Source organism: Dactylosporangium roseum (assembly GCF_025264685.1).
In the GTDB taxonomy this organism is placed as follows: Bacteria; Actinomycetota; Actinomycetes; order Mycobacteriales; family Micromonosporaceae; genus Dactylosporangium; species Dactylosporangium roseum.
Genome location: NZ_CP073721.1, coordinates 726418 through 742289 on the forward strand (window position 1 = coordinate 726418; position 15872 = coordinate 742289).

15 protein-coding genes are annotated in these 15872 nt (G+C 72.3%); 8 read left to right on the forward strand and 7 right to left on the reverse strand.

Annotated elements, in window-relative coordinates; all coding sequences use genetic code 11:
- Window positions 1-35 precede the first annotated feature (35 nt).
- From Drose_RS03310 to Drose_RS03330, 5 genes are read left to right on the forward strand one after another with little or no spacing between them, the layout of a single operon-like run.
- Complete coding sequence (locus Drose_RS03310; protein WP_260726681.1) at window positions 36-2072, forward strand: hypothetical protein; 2037 nt, start codon at window positions 36-38, stop codon at window positions 2070-2072.
- Window positions 2073-2082: 10 nt separating this feature from the next.
- Entirely contained in the window at window positions 2083-3531 is a 1449-nt protein-coding gene (gene pelF / locus Drose_RS03315; RefSeq protein WP_260726682.1) for a GT4 family glycosyltransferase PelF, read from the forward strand.
- Window positions 3528-4967, forward strand: a complete 1440-nt coding sequence (locus Drose_RS03320) for a hypothetical protein (protein WP_260726683.1) — start codon at window positions 3528-3530, stop codon at window positions 4965-4967. The genes pelF and Drose_RS03320 overlap by 4 nt, the downstream gene beginning before the upstream one ends.
- Window positions 4964-5608: a spherulation-specific family 4 protein gene (locus Drose_RS03325; RefSeq protein WP_260726684.1), complete on the forward strand. Its 645-nt coding sequence runs from the start codon at window positions 4964-4966 to the stop codon at window positions 5606-5608. The genes Drose_RS03320 and Drose_RS03325 overlap by 4 nt, the downstream gene beginning before the upstream one ends.
- Window positions 5605-6522: an endo alpha-1,4 polygalactosaminidase gene (locus Drose_RS03330; protein ID WP_260726685.1), complete on the forward strand. Its 918-nt coding sequence runs from the start codon at window positions 5605-5607 to the stop codon at window positions 6520-6522. Before Drose_RS03325 ends, Drose_RS03330 begins: the two co-directional genes overlap by 4 nt.
- Window positions 6523-6606: 84 nt before the next feature.
- Here Drose_RS03330 and Drose_RS03335 read toward each other — a convergent pair whose 3' ends face one another.
- Complete coding sequence (locus Drose_RS03335; protein WP_260726686.1) at window positions 6607-7269, reverse strand: TetR/AcrR family transcriptional regulator; 663 nt, start codon at window positions 7267-7269, stop codon at window positions 6607-6609.
- A 250-nt stretch (window positions 7270-7519) separates the two neighbouring features.
- Complete coding sequence (locus Drose_RS03340) at window positions 7520-7660, reverse strand: hypothetical protein (RefSeq protein ID WP_260726687.1); 141 nt, start codon at window positions 7658-7660, stop codon at window positions 7520-7522.
- Window positions 7661-7692: 32 nt separating this feature from the next.
- Here Drose_RS03340 and Drose_RS03345 point away from each other — a divergent pair, with 32 nt between their 5' ends.
- Window positions 7693-8580 (forward strand): DUF3152 domain-containing protein, encoded by an 888-nt coding sequence (locus tag Drose_RS03345; RefSeq protein WP_260729600.1) that lies wholly within the window; start codon window positions 7693-7695, stop codon window positions 8578-8580.
- Between the two features lie 9 nt (window positions 8581-8589).
- Here Drose_RS03345 and Drose_RS03350 read toward each other — a convergent pair whose 3' ends face one another.
- Window positions 8590-9591: a GNAT family N-acetyltransferase gene (locus tag Drose_RS03350; RefSeq protein ID WP_260726688.1), complete on the reverse strand. Its 1002-nt coding sequence runs from the start codon at window positions 9589-9591 to the stop codon at window positions 8590-8592.
- Window positions 9592-9691: 100 nt separating this feature from the next.
- On the reverse strand, window positions 9692-10765 hold the full coding sequence (locus Drose_RS03355) for a lytic transglycosylase domain-containing protein (RefSeq protein WP_260726689.1): 1074 nt from the start codon (window positions 10763-10765) through the stop codon (window positions 9692-9694).
- A 54-nt stretch (window positions 10766-10819) separates the two neighbouring features.
- Between Drose_RS03355 and Drose_RS03360 the strand changes: the two genes are divergently transcribed.
- Both Drose_RS03360 and Drose_RS03365 read left to right on the forward strand, forming a co-directional pair.
- Entirely contained in the window at window positions 10820-11035 is a 216-nt protein-coding gene (locus tag Drose_RS03360; RefSeq protein ID WP_260726690.1) for an FmdB family zinc ribbon protein, read from the forward strand.
- A 281-nt stretch (window positions 11036-11316) separates the two neighbouring features.
- The gene (locus Drose_RS03365) at window positions 11317-13992 is read left to right on the forward strand and encodes an adenylate/guanylate cyclase domain-containing protein (protein WP_260726691.1); all 2676 of its coding nucleotides are present in this window, start codon (window positions 11317-11319) and stop codon (window positions 13990-13992) included.
- 139 nt (window positions 13993-14131) lie between these two features.
- On the opposite strand, the gene Drose_RS03370 is transcribed toward Drose_RS03365, so the two are convergent.
- From Drose_RS03370 to Drose_RS03380, 3 genes are read right to left on the reverse strand one after another with little or no spacing between them, the layout of a single operon-like run.
- Window positions 14132-14653 carry a hypothetical protein gene (locus Drose_RS03370; protein ID WP_260726692.1) on the reverse strand — a complete coding sequence of 174 codons (522 nt, stop codon included), beginning with the start codon at window positions 14651-14653 and terminating at the stop codon, window positions 14132-14134.
- Window positions 14654-14673: 20 nt separating this feature from the next.
- Window positions 14674-15237, reverse strand: coding sequence for a GrpB family protein (locus Drose_RS03375; protein ID WP_260726693.1), 564 nt, complete (start codon window positions 15235-15237; stop codon window positions 14674-14676).
- 54 nt (window positions 15238-15291) lie between these two features.
- Window positions 15292-15870, reverse strand: coding sequence for a DNA-3-methyladenine glycosylase I (locus tag Drose_RS03380; protein WP_260726694.1), 579 nt, complete (start codon window positions 15868-15870; stop codon window positions 15292-15294).
- Between the last annotated feature and the right edge of the window lie 2 nt (window positions 15871-15872).

The following is a 15872-nucleotide window of genomic DNA, read 5'->3' on the forward strand; positions in this document are numbered from 1 at the left end:
AACGCCGCCCGACGTCCCCCCGAAGGAGCAGCACGTTGAAGATCCGTTCCCGCCGCCGGTTCATCGCCGGCGCCGTCGCGCTCTTGGGCCTCGCCGGTCTCGCCCTCGCGACACCAGCCCTCGCCGCGGCGTCCAAGCAGCGCATCGACCTGCGTGTCCTCGTCCTCGACGACGGCAGCGCGGGCATCGACATGCTGCGTGGCCAGCTCGACCGTGAGGGCGTCCCGTACGACGCGGTCGCGCTCGGCACCGACGGGCGCCAGCGGCTCACCCCCGCGTTCCTCGCCGATTCGGTCGGCGGTGCGCGCCGGGCGAAGTACCAGGGGGTGATCGTGCCGAACGAGGGCGCCGTCACCGGCGCGGAGGCCCTTGCCCTGGCCGACTTCGAGCGCGAGTTCAAGATCCGGCAGCTCGACGCCTACACGTGGGCGAACCCGAACGTCGGCCAGGAACTTGCGTGGAGCGGCGTGCTCGACGGGACCACGATGACCGTCACCGACGCGGGCAAGGCGGCCGGCTTCGGCTACCTGGCCGGGAAGGTCACCATCGACGACCGCGACCCGAACGTCATCGAGTCGTACGGCTACCTCGGCAGACCGGCCTCCGGCGCCACCTTCACCCCGCTGGTGACCGCGACGCCGCCCGGCGGCGGCACCACGACCGGCTCGCTGATGGGCGTCTACACCCACGACGGCCGGGAGGAACTGGTCGTCACGCTCGCCGCGAACCGCTACCAGACGCACGCCATGGAACTCGGCCACGGCCTGATCACCTGGCTCACCAAGGGCGTCCACCTCGGCTACACGCGGAACTGGTTCAGCGTCCACATCGACGACGTCTTCCTGCCCGACGACCGCTGGGACACCGTGCACAACTGCACGGTGGGCGACGACTGCAACCCGCGGCGGGACCCGACCGTCCAGCCGTACAACACGCCGATCCGCATGACGCCCGACGACGTCCGGGCACTGATCGCCTGGCAGAAGACCAAGGGCCTCAAACTCGACATCGTCTTCAACGGCGGCGGCAGCGTCGAGGCCGGCGCGGGTGACCCGCTGACCGCCGCGATGGTGAACGACAAGAGCCAGTTCCGCTGGATCAACCACACCTACGAGCACCCGTACCTCGGCTGCGTCCAGGACTTCTCGGTGTCGCCGTGGCGCTGTGCCGCCGACGGTTACGGCAGGACGCAATGGACGTCGCAGGCCGACGTCACCGCGCAGATCAAGAACAACATCGCCTGGGCCAAGGGCAAGGGCATCTCGCTCGACGCGAGCGAACTGGTGACCGGCGAGCACTCCGGCCTCAAGACGCTGCCGCAGATGCCGGCCGACAACCCGAACCTGGCACCGGCGCTGAACGCGTCCGGCGTGCGGTACATCGCCTCGGACGCCTCCCGCGAGCAGACCGCCCGGCCGGTGGGCAACGCCGTCACCGTGCCCCGGTTTCCGATGAACATCTACTACAACGTGGCCACCGTCGCCGAAGAGGTCGACGAGTACAACTGGATCTACACCAGCCGCGCCGACGGCGGCAGCGGGGTCTGCGCGAACAATCCGGCGTCGACGTGCATCAAGCCGCTCGGCTCGCGCGGCTTCCAGGACCACATCGTGCCGACGGAGGCCCGGATCGCCTACGACCACGTGGTGTCGGCGAACCCGGCGCCGCACTACGCGCACCAGTCCAACCTCGCCGAGGACCGGATCCTCTACCCGGTGCTCGACGCGATCCTGGCCCGCTACCGCGCCACCTACACGAGTGCGACGCCGGTGCTCAACCCGAAGTTCGCCGAGGTCGCGCAGCAGAACCAGCGGCTGGCGGCCTGGCAGGCGGCGCTGCGGAACCGGTCGGTCGAGGCGTACACGCTGGACGGGCGGGTGACGGTGGTGAACAAGGGCAACGCGGCGCTCGAGGTGCCGATCACGGCGCCGAACGGGACGAAGCTCGTCACGGTATCGGTGCTCGGCATCGAGGTGGGCGGCGGTACCTTCGGCGACGCCTACGGCGGCGAGCGATCCGCCTGGCGGTCCGTCGGTCGCAACGGTCAGCAGCTACTGCGCCTGTCGAGCTGAGGCGCCGGCCGTGCGCGTCGTGCTCGTCAACGAAGGCACCTACCCGTACGTGACCGGCGGGGTCAGCACCTGGTGCGACCAACTGGTGCGCGGCCTGTCCGAGGTGCGGTGGGACCTCGTCGCCATCGTCGGCACCGAGCCCGACCGGCCCGCGACGGAGCTGCCGGGCAACGTCCGGTCGCTCACGGCGGTGCCGATCTGGGGCGCACCGCGGCCGGCGCGCGGCCGGCCGGAGCGGGCCGCCGCGCGGCTCTGCCGGGGGATGCTCGGCAGCACCGCGGCCGACCTGGTCGTCTTCAGCGAAGGACTGCGCGAGCTCGCGGTGCTCGCGCAGGAGAAGAAGGCGCGCTTCGGGCGTGGCGCCGGCCGGCATCCGCTGGCCGGCGCGCCGCTGGCCGACATCCTCCTGGACGCCTGGGCGCGGGCCCGGCTGGACGGGATCGCCCTGCCGCGCCTGACGCTTCGGGACGCGGACGAGGCGGCGGTACTGCTGGAGCACGCCCTCCGTCCGCTCGCCGCTACCCTGCCGGCCGACGCGGACCTGGTGCACGCCAACGCCAACGGCCTGTCCTCGATGGTCGCGCTGGCCGCGAAGTGGCGCCTCGGCGTGCCGTTCCTGATGACCGAGCACGGCGTGTACCTCCGGGAGCGGTACCTCGCCGCCGGTGAACAGTCGGCCGGGGTGAAGACCGCGCTCCTGCGGTTCCACCGCGCCCTGGCCCGGCTCGCCTACTGGGAGGCCGAGCTGGTCACGCCGGTCAGCGGTTTCAACGCCCGCTGGGCGGTCCGGCACGGCGCCGATCCGGCGAAGCTCGCGGTGATCGGCAACGGTGTCGACCCGGCCCGGTTCCCACCGCTGGCCGACGAGCCGGCCGAGCCGGTGATCGCCTGGGTCGGGCGGATCGACCCGCTCAAGGACCTGGAGACGCTGATCCGGGCGCTCGCGATCGTGCGGCGGAGCGTCCCCGACGCCCGGCTGCACCTGGCCGGTCCGGTGCCGGCGGGCAACGAGGACTACGCCGCCGCCTGCCGCGCGGTCGCCGCCGAGATCGGCGTCGCCGGCGCGGTCACCTGGGCGGGCCCGTGCGCGTCGAGCCGCGAGGCGTTCGCGGTCGGGCAGGTCGCGGCCCTGTCGAGCATCTCGGAAGGCATGCCGTACACGGTCCTCGAGGCCATGATGTGCGGCCGGCCCACCGTGAGCACCGACGTCGGCGGGGTGGCCGAGGCGGTCGGCGACGCCGGGTTCGTCGTCCCGCCCCGGGATCCGGCGGCGTTCGCCGCGGCGTGCGTGTCGCTGCTGACCTCGCCGGACCTGCGCGCCACCACCGGCCGCGGCGGACGGCAACGGGCGATGGCGGAGCACACGCTGGACAGATGCCTGTCGGCCTACCGCGACCGGTACTTCCGGATGCTGACGCGGTCCGTCGCGCCGACCCGGGTGCTGGTGACGGCCCGGTGAGCGCGGACTCCCTGCTGGTGGTGCCCGCGCAGCGGCGGCCGCCGCTCAGCGGCGCGCCGCTGCGGTCCGTCGGCCGGGTCGCCGCCGACCCGGTGGCCGCGCTCGCCGACCGCATGCGGGACGACTGCGTGGGCGCGGTCGACGTCGACGAGATCGCGGCGATCCTGGAGGCCAACGGGATCAACGACCGGGTGGCCCACCGCGACTTCGGCGAGTCGTCGGTGTTCGCGCTCGCCGGCCGGGTGGTCGCCCACACGTACGACAACGCCGAGACCCTGACGTATCGGACCGCCGCGGCCGACGGCCCGAGCACCCGCAAGGCGGTCGTGGACACGCTCGTCCGGGCGTTCATCTACCTGACCCCGCTCGCGATCGGCCTCGGCGCCTCGTCCGAGGTGGACGGCGTCGGCGACCTCGCCACCACCGGCACGCTGCTGCTCGGCTGGGGCGGCGGGCAGGCCCTGTCGTACCTCGGCTACCGCGCGCTGTCCGAGCGCGGGGTCACCGCCGCCGCCCGGCTCCTCGGCACCGGCTTCACCGCGCTGGCCGCGCTGTGGGCGCTCGTCCTGGTGCAGCAGGGCGCTCGCGCGCACGCGGTGGCGGCGGTCCAGCTCGCGCTGTTCGCCGTCGCGTCGGCCGCCCTCGTCACCAACCGGGAGCGGATCGTCCTGGCCGCGGCGGCGCCCTGCTGGCTCGCCACCGCGGGCATCGCGGCCGGCGTCGGCGGCCCGGCCGTGGCCGCGCTGCTGTGCGGGGTGGTGCTGGTCGTCGCGGTCGCCTACTGGCCGGTCGTCCGGGCCGACCGCACCCGCACGGCGCCCCGCCGGCGGTGGCGGTCGTGGCGGTACGACATCGGCTACGCGGCGCTCTACGGGCTGGTCGGCACCGGTCAGGCGGCGCTGCTGCGGACCGTCGCCCTCGACGGCGTCGCACCGCACCGCCTGCCGGTCGAGGCGGTGCCACTGCTGGTCGGGGTACCGCTGATCGAACTGGCCCTGGTGTGGCACCAGCGGCGCATCGCGCACGCCCGGGCGGCGCTGGCGGACCGGTTCGCGTTCGACCGGCAACTCGCCGGGATCAGCGCCGGCACCGTCGCGGTGCTCGGCGTGCCGGTCGCCGTCGGCGCGCTGATCGCCGGCGCGGTGTGGCTCGGCACCCCGCCGCCGGGCGGCCAGGCGATCGCCGCCGCCGTGCTGCTCACCGGCGTCTACGCGCTGTGCCTCGTCCTCGCCGCACATCGCCGGGCCGGCACCGCCGCGCTCGTGGTGTGGTGGCCGACCCTGCTCGTGGCCGGCGTCGGGCACTGGGCTCCGGCCCTGGTGCACGTGGCCCCCGCCTTCACCGAAACCCTCGCCGTCGCGACCCTGCTCGGAGCCGCCCTGCCGGGGCTCGCCGTGGCGGCGCTCGTCCTGCGCGACCCGGAGAGTTACCGATGATGCTCCTGCCGCTGTACGTCCACCCGCTCGCCGACCCCGACGCGTGGGACGTCCTGTGCCGCGGTGGCGACCGGCCGACCACGATCGTCAACGTCCACGACGGGCCCGGTGCCGGCCGCGATGAGGTCTACACGGTCGCGACCGCGCGCCTGCACCGGTTCGGCGTGCGCATGCTCGGCTACGTGGACCTCGACTACGGCAACCGCGCCAACGGCGAGGTCTGGTGCGACATCGTCGGCTGGTCGCGGTACCCGGTCGGCGGGATCTTCTTCGACCAGGTGCCCGCCGACGCGGCCGGCCTGCGGTACGTGACCCAGGTCGTCCGGGCGGTCCGCGGCTCGGTGGTGCTCAACCCCGGCACCCGTTGCCTGCCGGGATACGCCGCGCTCGCCGACGTGGTGTGCACGTTCGAGGGGCCGTGGGAGTCGTACGTCGACGCGCCGCCCGCCTACGGGCTGCCGGACGGGCGCGACTGGCCGAACGCCGCGCACCTCGTCTACGGAGTGCCGACCGAGCAGCTCGGCACGGCGACCGCCCTGCTGCTGTCCCGCGCCCCGCACGGGTTGGTGACCGACCTGCGGGCGCCGCTGCCGTACGAGGGCCTGCCGAGTTCGCTGCGCGCGCGGGCGGTCGTGCGATGACCGATCGCCGCCTGCGGTTCGTCCTCTGTGGACTGATGCTCGCCCTGGTCTTCTACGCGGCCGCGTGCACCGGCAGCGGCGGCCGGCAGGTCGACGACCCGTCCCGTCCGGCGCCGCGGACCGCCGGGGTCGGCCCGTCCGGCGTCGACGGCCTGGGCTCGGCCGGTCCTTCGGCGTCTTCGGCCGCCCCGGCCGCGGGTGCCCAGGCGGCCGGCTGGTGGCGGCCGACGGTGGGGCTGACCTGGCAGTGGCAGCTCACCGGTCCGCTCGACAAGGGCGTCGCGGCCGACGTCTACGACGTGGACGGCGCGAACACCCCGGCGGCCGACGTGGCGGCACTGAAGGCGGCCGGACGCCGTGTCATCTGCTACGTCAACGTCGGCGCGCACGAGGACTTCCGCGCCGACGCGAAGAACTTCCCGGAGTCGGTACGGGGCAAGGGCCTGGACGGCTGGCCGGGGGAGCGTTGGCTGGACGTGCGCCGCTGGGACGTCCTCGAGCCGCTGCTGACCGCCCGGTTCAAGACCTGCAAGGACAAGGGGTTCGACGCGGTCGAGCCGGACAACGTGGACGCCTACGCCAACGACAGCGGCTTTCCGCTGACCGCCGGTGACCAGTTGACCTTCAACCGCCGGGTGGCTGATCTGGCCCACCGGCTGGGCCTCGGCGTGGGGCTGAAGAACGACGTGGAGCAGGCGGCGGCGCTCGTCGGCGCGTTCGACTTCGCGGTCAACGAGGAGTGCGCGCGCTACGACGAGTGCGACGCGCTGAAGGTCTTCGTCGACGCCGGCAAGCCCGTCTTCCACGTCGAATACGACCTGGCACCCCACACGTTCTGCCCGAAGACCCGCGCACTGCGCTTCTCGTCGATGAGAAAAACCCCACCCTTGGACGCCTGGCGCGCCCCCTGCTGACCCCACCCCCCGCGTTGATCATGCACTTGTGGTCCCTGACAAACCGGGACATCGCGGGAGTGTCGAGGCACCACAGGTGCATGATCAACGCGGGGGGTGGCCGGCTAGGCCGCTGCGTTCGGCGATCGCCCGCATCGCACGCATGACGCCGTCGCGGGTCGATGGCGGGGTCGCCCGGGTGGCACTCGGCGCGTGCAGGCCGTCGAGCGTGAAGCTCAGGTTGCGCTGCCAGGCGGCCGCCGCGGTGCGGACCGTCCGTTCCAGCAGGCCGGCGTTGGCCATCAGCACCAGCACCACGTCCTCGTGCTGGAAGTCGGCCCGGAGCTCGCCGCTGGCCTTGGCCCGGTCGATCAGCTTCATCAGGCCGGCGTAGGCGCGGGCGCGCAGCCGCTCGACCTCGGGCATCTCGGCCACACTCGCGGTCAGCAGATCGGCGAAGGCCCGGTTCTCCGCCTGTCGGCCGCACAGGAACATCATGTGTCCGGTGAAGGCGTCCCACGGGTCGGCGACCTGGAGGGCGCGTTCCGTCGCCATGACAACCTCGTGCAGTGTCCCGACGAACACCGCCGCGACGAGCTCGCACCGATTCGGAAACCGCCGGTAGAGGGTGGCGTTGCCGACCCCTGCCCGGCGGGCGATCACATCGAGCGGCGCCTCCAGCCCGCGCTCGGCGAAAACGACCCGTGCGGTGTCGACCAACTGCCGGCGGTTGCGCTCGGCATCTGCTCGCAAACCCACCGTCCCCATAGGAACAGCATAAGGATTGAAGTGGGGACAAATCCCCGAGCCGGTGGCCGGGGCGGCGGCCGATTGGTCAACCGAGAGCGTCGGTTGCGGGTCGCGCCGGCGCCCCGGGGTCAGGCGTGCTGAACTGGCGAAATGCCGCTACTGGGTCCGGGTTTGGTCGGTTGAGCGGAAGTTTCGCCAAGGAGTCGAGAAGTGTGAACGCGTCGATCTGAAGGTCCTGGTGTGTCCGCGACAGCACTGGAGTGTTTCATCAATGTGTCCGCTCGGCGCGGATGCGGGGCGGCGACAACTGCGCGGACAGCACGATCGTGCACCGGTGGACCCGCATCGCCGACGCGGCGAACCGGAAGCGGACGCTGCCGTGACTCCCGAGCGGGGCAGTGTCGAACACCCCGGCGGCACTAGGCTGCCAGGGTGCTCAGGATGCTGATGGTCGCTGTTCTCCTGCTCGGCGTGACCGCATGCGGTTCGTCCTCCGACAAGCCGGACTCGGCCGCGGCGCCGGGCGTCGAGGCGCTGGCCTCGGTCACGGACTCGCCCGAGGCGCCGCCGTCGCCCGCCGCGTCGCCGAGCGCCAAGCCGTCCAGCAAGAAGCCTGCTCCCAAGCCGTCGGCCACCCTCAAGAAGCCGGTGAACGCGGGCGGTGACACCGGCGGCGCCAAGCCCGTCAGCCCCGGTGCCGACGGCGTTCCGATGCGGGGTGCGGGGACCTTCACGGTCGCTTCCGGTGGGACGGAGGTCGTCGGTGGTGGCGCGACGCTGGTGCGGTACCGGGTGGAGATCGAGGACGGTATCCAGTGGGGTGGCAACCCGGTCTGGACGCCGGCGGAGACCGCCGCGGAGGTCGAGCGGGCGATCGGCGCGCCGCGCGGCTGGACTCTGTCCGCCGAGCACCCGGTGACCTACGGTCCGAACAGGCTGGCCGACGCGAGCTGGTCGTTCCAGCGGGTGAGCGGCACCGACTTCAGTGTCCGCCTGCGCCTGGCGACCCCCGACACGGTGGACAAGCTGTGCGCCTCCGTCGGTGTCAACACGCAGGGTATCTACTCGTGCCGCTACGGCCAGACGATCCTGCTCAACCTGCGCCGCTGGTTGAAGGGTATCGCCGGGCATCCCGGCGAGGACTTCCACGCCAACACGATCAATCACGAGATGGGCCACTTCCTGGGCTTCGACCACATGAAGTGCCCCGGCTCCGGCCCCGCCCCGATCATGCAGACGCAGACGATCGCGCTGAACGGCTGCACGATGAACTCGTTCCCGTTCACCACCGGCGGCGCGTTCGTCCAAGGCCCCTGGGCCCCGTCCTGACCTTCCGCGTCAGGCCTTCAGGCGACGCAGGAGGTCGATCACGTCCGCCTCGTATTCGCGCCACTCGCGGTCCGGCTTGAAGCCCAGCTCCGCGTTGACCTGCAGCAGCGGCTCGTTCTCCAGCGCGTTCCACGTCTGCACGTCGAGCAGGCCCGGCTCCGCCGCCCGCAGCTCGAACAGCATCCGCGCCTTGATCGCCCGGCTGATGCCGTAGCCGCGGTGGCTGGGAACCTCGATGGTGTCGTACTGGTCGGCGCGGGTCGGGCGCTGCGCCGGCACGACCACCTCGGTCAGGCCGGCGATCGTGTCCGTCGCCTCGTGGACGGCGAGGACGATGTACGGCTTGAGGCCACGCGCGTGCAGGGTCGCCAGGCTCGCCCGCAGCCGCTCCGCGTCGTACGAGCTGGGGCGCAGCTCGAGATCATCCACGACGGAGGCGCGGGCGGCCTCCTTCGCCGCCGCGTACGCCGCGTAGTGCGACTCGGGCGGGCCGCCGGGGTGGTATTCGATGCGATATCCGGCGCTGATGCCGGCCGCCATCTCGCCGAGCCGCAGCCAGTCGACACCGTTCAGGTCGAGCAGGTTGCGCATCTCGATGAACGCGCACTCGAAGCCGTGCGCCTCGAAGAACTTCACACTCGGCGTGTCGCCGATGACCTCGACGCCGACCGACTCGAATCCTTCCTCGGCCGCACGCCGGGCGACGGCGGCGAGCAGGGCGGTGCCGACATGGCTGCGCCGCGCCGACGGGACCACCGACAGCTCGAGGACGCCGATGTCCTCCAGCGCGAGCAGGCTGGCATGGCCCAGGATCTCGCCGGACTCCTCGACGGCCAGCCAGGACGTGCGCCGCTCACCCGGCATGGTGACCGAGAGGTACTCCCGGAACATCCTGCTGCGCCAGGGCGGATCCTCGGGCACGTCGACCGCCACGATCTCGTTCAATGCCCGCAGCACTGCCTCGAGCTCGGCCGCAGTCGCGGTCGCTGGGTCCCATTCGTGCACCCTCACCGCTTAAGCTTGCCCACCTTTGTGGCTGAGCGGAAGTACCAGGGCGCAGAGCGTGGTATTGATCTACCCGATCCACCCGTGATCTCCCGATCTGTCCGGCCTACTCCGTCCGGTCCCGGCGGCCGTAGTCGTTCGCCGCGTTGAAGACCGCCGCGCGGTACTCCTCCGGCACGTTGTACGCGTGGATCGCCGCGTTCCAGCCCTCCCGCGTCGAGAGATCGCGCCCGTTGGCGCACAGGTAACCGGCGGCGGCCAGGGCCGCGTCGTCGATGTCGTTGATGTCGATCACACCGTCGTTGTCGGCGTCGACGCCGTACTGCTTCCAGGTGCTCGGCAGGAACTGCATGGCCCCGACGGCCCGGTCCCAGGTGCGGTCGGTGTCGAGCTCGCCGTGGTCGGTGTCGGGGATGCGCTGGCGGTTGCTCTGGCCGTCGAGCGGCGGTCCGACGATGGTCGGGACCGACTTGCCGTCCTCCTGGAGCAGGGCGTCGTTGAACCGGCCGTGGTTGGACTCGACCTTGCCGATGCCGGCGAGGGTGGTCCACGTCAGTTTGCATCTGGGCGTCGTACGAGCGGTGACGAGCTCCGCATACCCGTACGCCTGCATCGCCACCGGTGGGATCTCGAGTTTCACGGCCCGCGGGGCGGCCCACGCGGCGAGCACGTCGGCCGGGCGCACCTTGACGCCCGGGGGCGGGCTGAACGACGACGAGGCGGCCGGCACCTGGGGGATCGGCGCCTCACCCGTCTCGGGGCCGTTTTCGCCGACGTTGGTCCCGGAGGGCACCGTCGTCGCCGACGCGCCGGCACGCGGCTTCGCGGTGGCGGGCACGACGAACCGGCCGCCGACCCAGGCGACGCTGAGTGTCACCAGGATGATCAGGCCGCCGACGGTGAGCCGGCCCGCGGGCCGTGCCGCCCAGAGCCGCACCGCCTCCCGGATGTCGGAGAACCGCCCCTGCTTCGACTCCAGAACGGAGTCGGACGGCTCCGGAGCGGCGTGCTTGGGAACGTGCGGCTGGCGCGGAATCTTCGGAGTTTCCGCACCCGGGCCGCTGTCCGGGGCCGGAGGGCGGATCGTCGTCACGGAGAGTGTGTCTGTTGTGGACGTCTGGTCAACCTTGGCGGCCGCTTCGTCCGTCGGGTCGGGAGCGCGGTCGTCGATGCGTGCCACCGGTCGAGTATCCAGGATTCCCGCAAGCGTGTCACCGTCGCCTAACCTGTGAGAATGCCTCGTTACGAGTACCGCTGCCGGGCCTGTGGGGACACCTTCGAGGTCCAGCGTCCGATGCGCGACGCCAACGTGAAGACCGCCTGTCCCGCAGGCCACGACGACACCGTGAAGCTGCTGTCGACGGTTGCGGTGGGCGGTGGCGGCGGTGACGCGACCGCGCAGCCACGCCCTTCCGGCGGCGGTTGCTGCGGCGGCGCCTGCGGTTGCTGAGCATTGTCACAAGTCGGTTTCGCATTTGACCGGAGACATTGCTCCGTGCGGCTTTGAGGTTGTGGCCTGTCGTGCCACAACCGTCTCCGCTGTGTTGTCGTTACGTCACGCGAAACCCACTCAAGCTTTTCCCTCCGTCGCCGCTGACCTGCTCATACACCCGCGGTAAGGCGGGCTGGATCGACCTTGAGGGTCGACGGTGGGGGCCGTTTCTACGATGCGCGTGCCCCCGGGGTGGGGAAATATGGGGCACGCCTAATAGGGGGAGGCGGAGGTTTCACGTGTCGGGGCGGACGCACCTGCCCAGTGGGCTGGTGACATTCCTCTTCACCGACATCGAGGGCTCGACGCGATTGGCCCAGATGCTCGGTGCGGGATACCGGCCGGTGCTCCACGAGCACCGGCAGGTGATTCGCCGCGCACTGTCCACGGCGGATGGTGTAGAGCTGTTCACAGAGGGTGACTCTCTGTTCGTCGCCTTCGCCGATGCCGCCGCCGCCCTTACCGCCTGCGCGGAGGCGCAGCGTGCGCTCGCCGTCCACGACTGGCCGTCACCCGAGGCCCGGCCCCGGGTCCGGATGGGCTTGCACACCGGCTTCGCCGAGCCGTACTGCGGTGAGTACACCTCACCGGAGGTCCACCGTGCCGCGCGCGTCGCCGCCGCCGCGCACGGTGGCCAGGTGCTGTGCTCGGCCGCGACCGCCGCCCGTGTGGGGCTCGCCGAAAACCCGCTGGTCGACGACCCCTGGCTGCTCGACCTGGGCCTGCACCGGCTGCGCGGCTTCGACGGCTGCGAGCGCATCTTCCAGCTCGTCGCGCCCGGTCTGGAGCGGCAGTTCCCCCGGCCGCGCACGATCGACGCGCCGGCCCACAACCTGCCGGTGCAGACCACCCGGTTCATCGGCCGCGCGGCCGAGCGGGCTGCGGTCCGCGACCTGATCGGCCGGCACCGGCTGGTCACCGTCGTCGGGGCCGGTGGCGCCGGCAAGACACGGGTGGCCGTCGAGGCCGCCGGCGAGCTGGTCGAGCAGTTCCGCGACGGGGTGTGGTTCGTCGACCTCAGCACCGTCGCGACCAGCGACCTCGTGGACGTCAACGTCGCCGCCGCGCTGGGCCTGCGCCCCGAGCCCGGCCGCCCGGTCATCCAGACCGTCATCGACCACGCGCGCGACCGGCGCCTCCTGCTCCTGCTCGACACCTCCGACGCACAGCTACCCGCCGCCCGCCGGCTGGTCGCGCGACTGCTCGCCGCCGGATCCGAGATCGCGGTGCTGGCGACCAGCCGCGAGCCACTGGGTCTCGCCGGTGAGGTCGTCTGGCGCATCCCGCCGCTGTCGGTCGAGGCCGCGAGCGGCGGCGGGTTCAGCGACGCCGTGGCCCTGCTCGTCGACCGGGCCGCCGCGGCCCGTGGCGGCCGCCCGGTCGAGCCCGGCGACATCGCCCAGCTCACCCGGGTCGCCGAGGCGCTGGAGGGCCTCCCGCTGGCGCTGGAGCTGGCGGCGGCCCGGCTCCGGCTGCTCACCGCCGCGCAGCTCGCCGAGCGCATCGACGACGTCCTCGGGATCCTCGACGCGGGCTCGGGCGGCGACGTCGAGGTCTCCGACCGGCACCGGACCATGCAGGCGGCGGTGAGCTGGTCGTACCGCACCCTGGACGCGCGCGCCGCCCGGCTCCTGCGCTGGCTGTCTGTCTTCGCCAGCCCGGTCGACCTGCCCGCCGTCGAGTGGCTGCACGACGGCGACCCGCTCGACCCCCTGGCGACCCTCGTCGACAAGTCACTGCTGCAGGCCGAGGCGGGCGCGACCGGCGCGACGTACCGCATGCTCGACCCGATCCGCGCCTACGCCGCCCGCCTGCTCCTCGACGCCGGTGAGGAGGAGGCCGCCCGCGAGCGGCACGTGGCCTGGTGCCTCGATGCGGCCCACGACGCCTACCTCGACGCTGACGGGCGGCCGGTCACCCTGTCGCTCTACGCCCTCGACCCGATCGCCGACGAGCTGCGCGCTGCCCTGCAGTGGACCGTCACCCGGGGCAGCGCCCGCCAGGGACTGGCCCTCGCCGGAACGCTCGACCAGTGGTGGCGGGAGCGCGGACTCGTGCGGGAAGGGCGGATGTGGCTCTTCCGGCTGTACGAGCGGATCAGCGCGACCGGCGAGCCGGTGCCCGACGCGGAGCTGGCCGCCGCGTACCACATGCACTCGTTGCACGCCGGCGCCGACGGCGAGACGGTCGAGGAGCTGCGGTTCTCCCAGCGGGCCGAGGCGGCCGCCCGCCGGGCCGGCGATCCCGGCCTCATCGCGCGTGTGCTCGCCGGCCGCGGCGCGCCGCTGCTCGACATGGGCCGCGTCGAGGAGGCCGAGCGCACCTGCCGCGACCTCATCGCCTGGGCGGAAGAGCAGGGGGTCGAGACCGAGGCGCTGTTCGCCGTCTACGCCCTGGCCCAGATCCTCTGGCACCGGGGCGCTCTGGACGAGGCCGCCGATCTGCTGGCCGGCGCCCGACCGCTGGAGAACAGCCGGCCGCTGGAGCGCGGCCGCCGCACGGTCGACATGATGCTCGGCATGGTGGCGCTGTCCCGCGGTGACCTGGTGGCCGCGCACGACCACCTGGTCGTGGCCCTGCGCTCGCGGATGGGCTACGGCTTCCATCTGCGGGTCTGCGAGACCCTCAGCGCCATCGCGGTCCGCTGCGCCCTCGGCGCCGACCACGAGACGGCCGCCCAGTTGTTCGGGGCCGCCCAGGCCGCCCGTGTCCGCCTGCGCTGCTCCGCCGGGGCGTTCGGCGCCTACTGGACCGACCAGCAGGCGGCCCTGCGCACGACGATGGGGGACGCGGCGTTCGACGCGGCCTACGCCGCGGGCGGCGCGTTGAGCCTGGAGGAGTCGGTGGCGATGGCCCTGACGATCGAGCATCCCGACCTGGTGGCCGGCTCGATCCGCTTCTCCGCGGTCGAATAGGGGCGCCTCACCCAAGTGGGGTGGCGGTGTCCGAGGGGTTACCCCGGTTCGCCGCCACCTCACCTCAGGGAGGCTCGCCGGCCGTGGCCGGTTCGCGTGGTTCTGCCATTGGGACGCATCAGCCCGCGCGAAGGTTGCCTCAGTTCTCCTCGGGGTCCTGGTTGGCCTCGGCACCCAGGACGTACGCCTGCATCGCCAGCTCGTCGCCGGACGGCCACACGAACGCGGGCAGCTCCGCCGGCCCGAGGTCGCGAACGTAACTCCAGAAGATGCGCACCGCCTCCGCCGGTGTGGCCGCCTCGATCGGCAGGTCGACGCTGACCAGCCAGGTCCGCCGCTCGGTGCCGACCGGCCGCACCCGGGAGGTCACCGAGCTGTATGCGGCCTCGTCGAGCGGGTGCACCCCGGCCGCCAGCTTCGCGGTGGGCGTCCGGGGGAAGGGGATCGGGGCGTCGAGGAGGTTGACCGTGTACTGCAGGGCGCCGGCGCCGTCGGAGCGGGCCAGTCCGAACACCACCGGCTCCTCGACGGCCGCCACCAGGAGCGCCTCGTCACCGGCGGGCAACTCGCCGGCCGCCCCCGGCACGGTGAGTGTGTCGGTGCCGTAGAGGCGCTCCGACTCGTACTGCTCGGGGGAGACCACGACCGTCCATTTCGCCATGACCCAATTCCATCACGGCGTCAGCGGTGCTCCACGGTCCATCCGTACTGGTCGGCCCACTGCTCCGCACGGTCGAGCATGTCGAAGATGAAGTCGGTCTTCGCGCGGGTGTAGCCCTCGCGGTCGTCGGCGAAGCGGATCGCCAGGCGGCGCTTCACCTGGGCGTAGGCGTCGACGGCCAGGTCGTGTGCGCGCAGGAAGTCGACGAACAGCAGTTGGACCCGCTCATGCGACGAGCCGCTCGACGTCACGTGCACGTGCCGGGTGCGCGGCGGGGTCGCCGGCCGGAAGAACGACCAGCGGGCCGCCGCGTCGCGGTGCGCGAGCGCCATGCCGGTCGACTCGACGCCCGGCCGATAGGCCGCCTGGTCGTGCTCGTCGGCGACGACCACCAGGATGTCGATGACGTTCTTCGCGGCCAGCCCGGGCACCGCCGTGGAGCCGATGTGCTCGATGCGCAGGGCGACCGGGCCCAGGGCGTCGGCCAGCTCGTCGCGGTAGTAGGCGAACTTCGCCGGCCAGCTCTGGTCATAGTCCACCAGGTCGAGCGGGTCGCCGTAATCCGCGGCGAACTCGGCGGTCATCTCGTTTCACACTCCAGTCGCCCAGGTGCAGCTCCGGCTCATCATCCGTCGGGATCATGGCTGCTCGAGCTGCACAAAACAAGAGGCGACATGATCGTTGACCATGCCGGTGGCCTGCATGAGGGCATAGGCGGTGGTCGGGCCGACGAACCGGAACCCGCGGCGTTTCAGCTCTTTCGCCAGTGCCTTCGATTCCGTGGTCGTCGCCGGAACGGCGGAGAAATCCGCAGGTCGCGGCCGGGGCGGCGCGGGCGCGAACGACCACAGGAGGGCAGCGATCCCGCCGGGCAGCTCGGCCGCCGCGCGGGCGTTGGCGATCGCGGCCTCGATCTTCGCCCGGTTGCGCACGATGCCCGCGTCGGCGAGCAGCCGGTCGACGTCGGATTCGCCGAACGCGGCGACCTTTTCGATCTCGAAGCCGGCGAAGGCGGCCCGGAACGCGGGGCGCTTGCGCAGAATGGTGATCCACGCCAGGCCCGACTGAAACGCCTCAAGCGTCAGCCGCTCATACAGCCCGTTGTCGTCCCGGATCGGCCGACCCCATTCGGAGTCGTGATACTCGAGATAGTCGGGCGTCGAACCCGCCCACCCGCATCTCGCCAGCCCGTCGGCGCCGACGACCACATCACCCATGC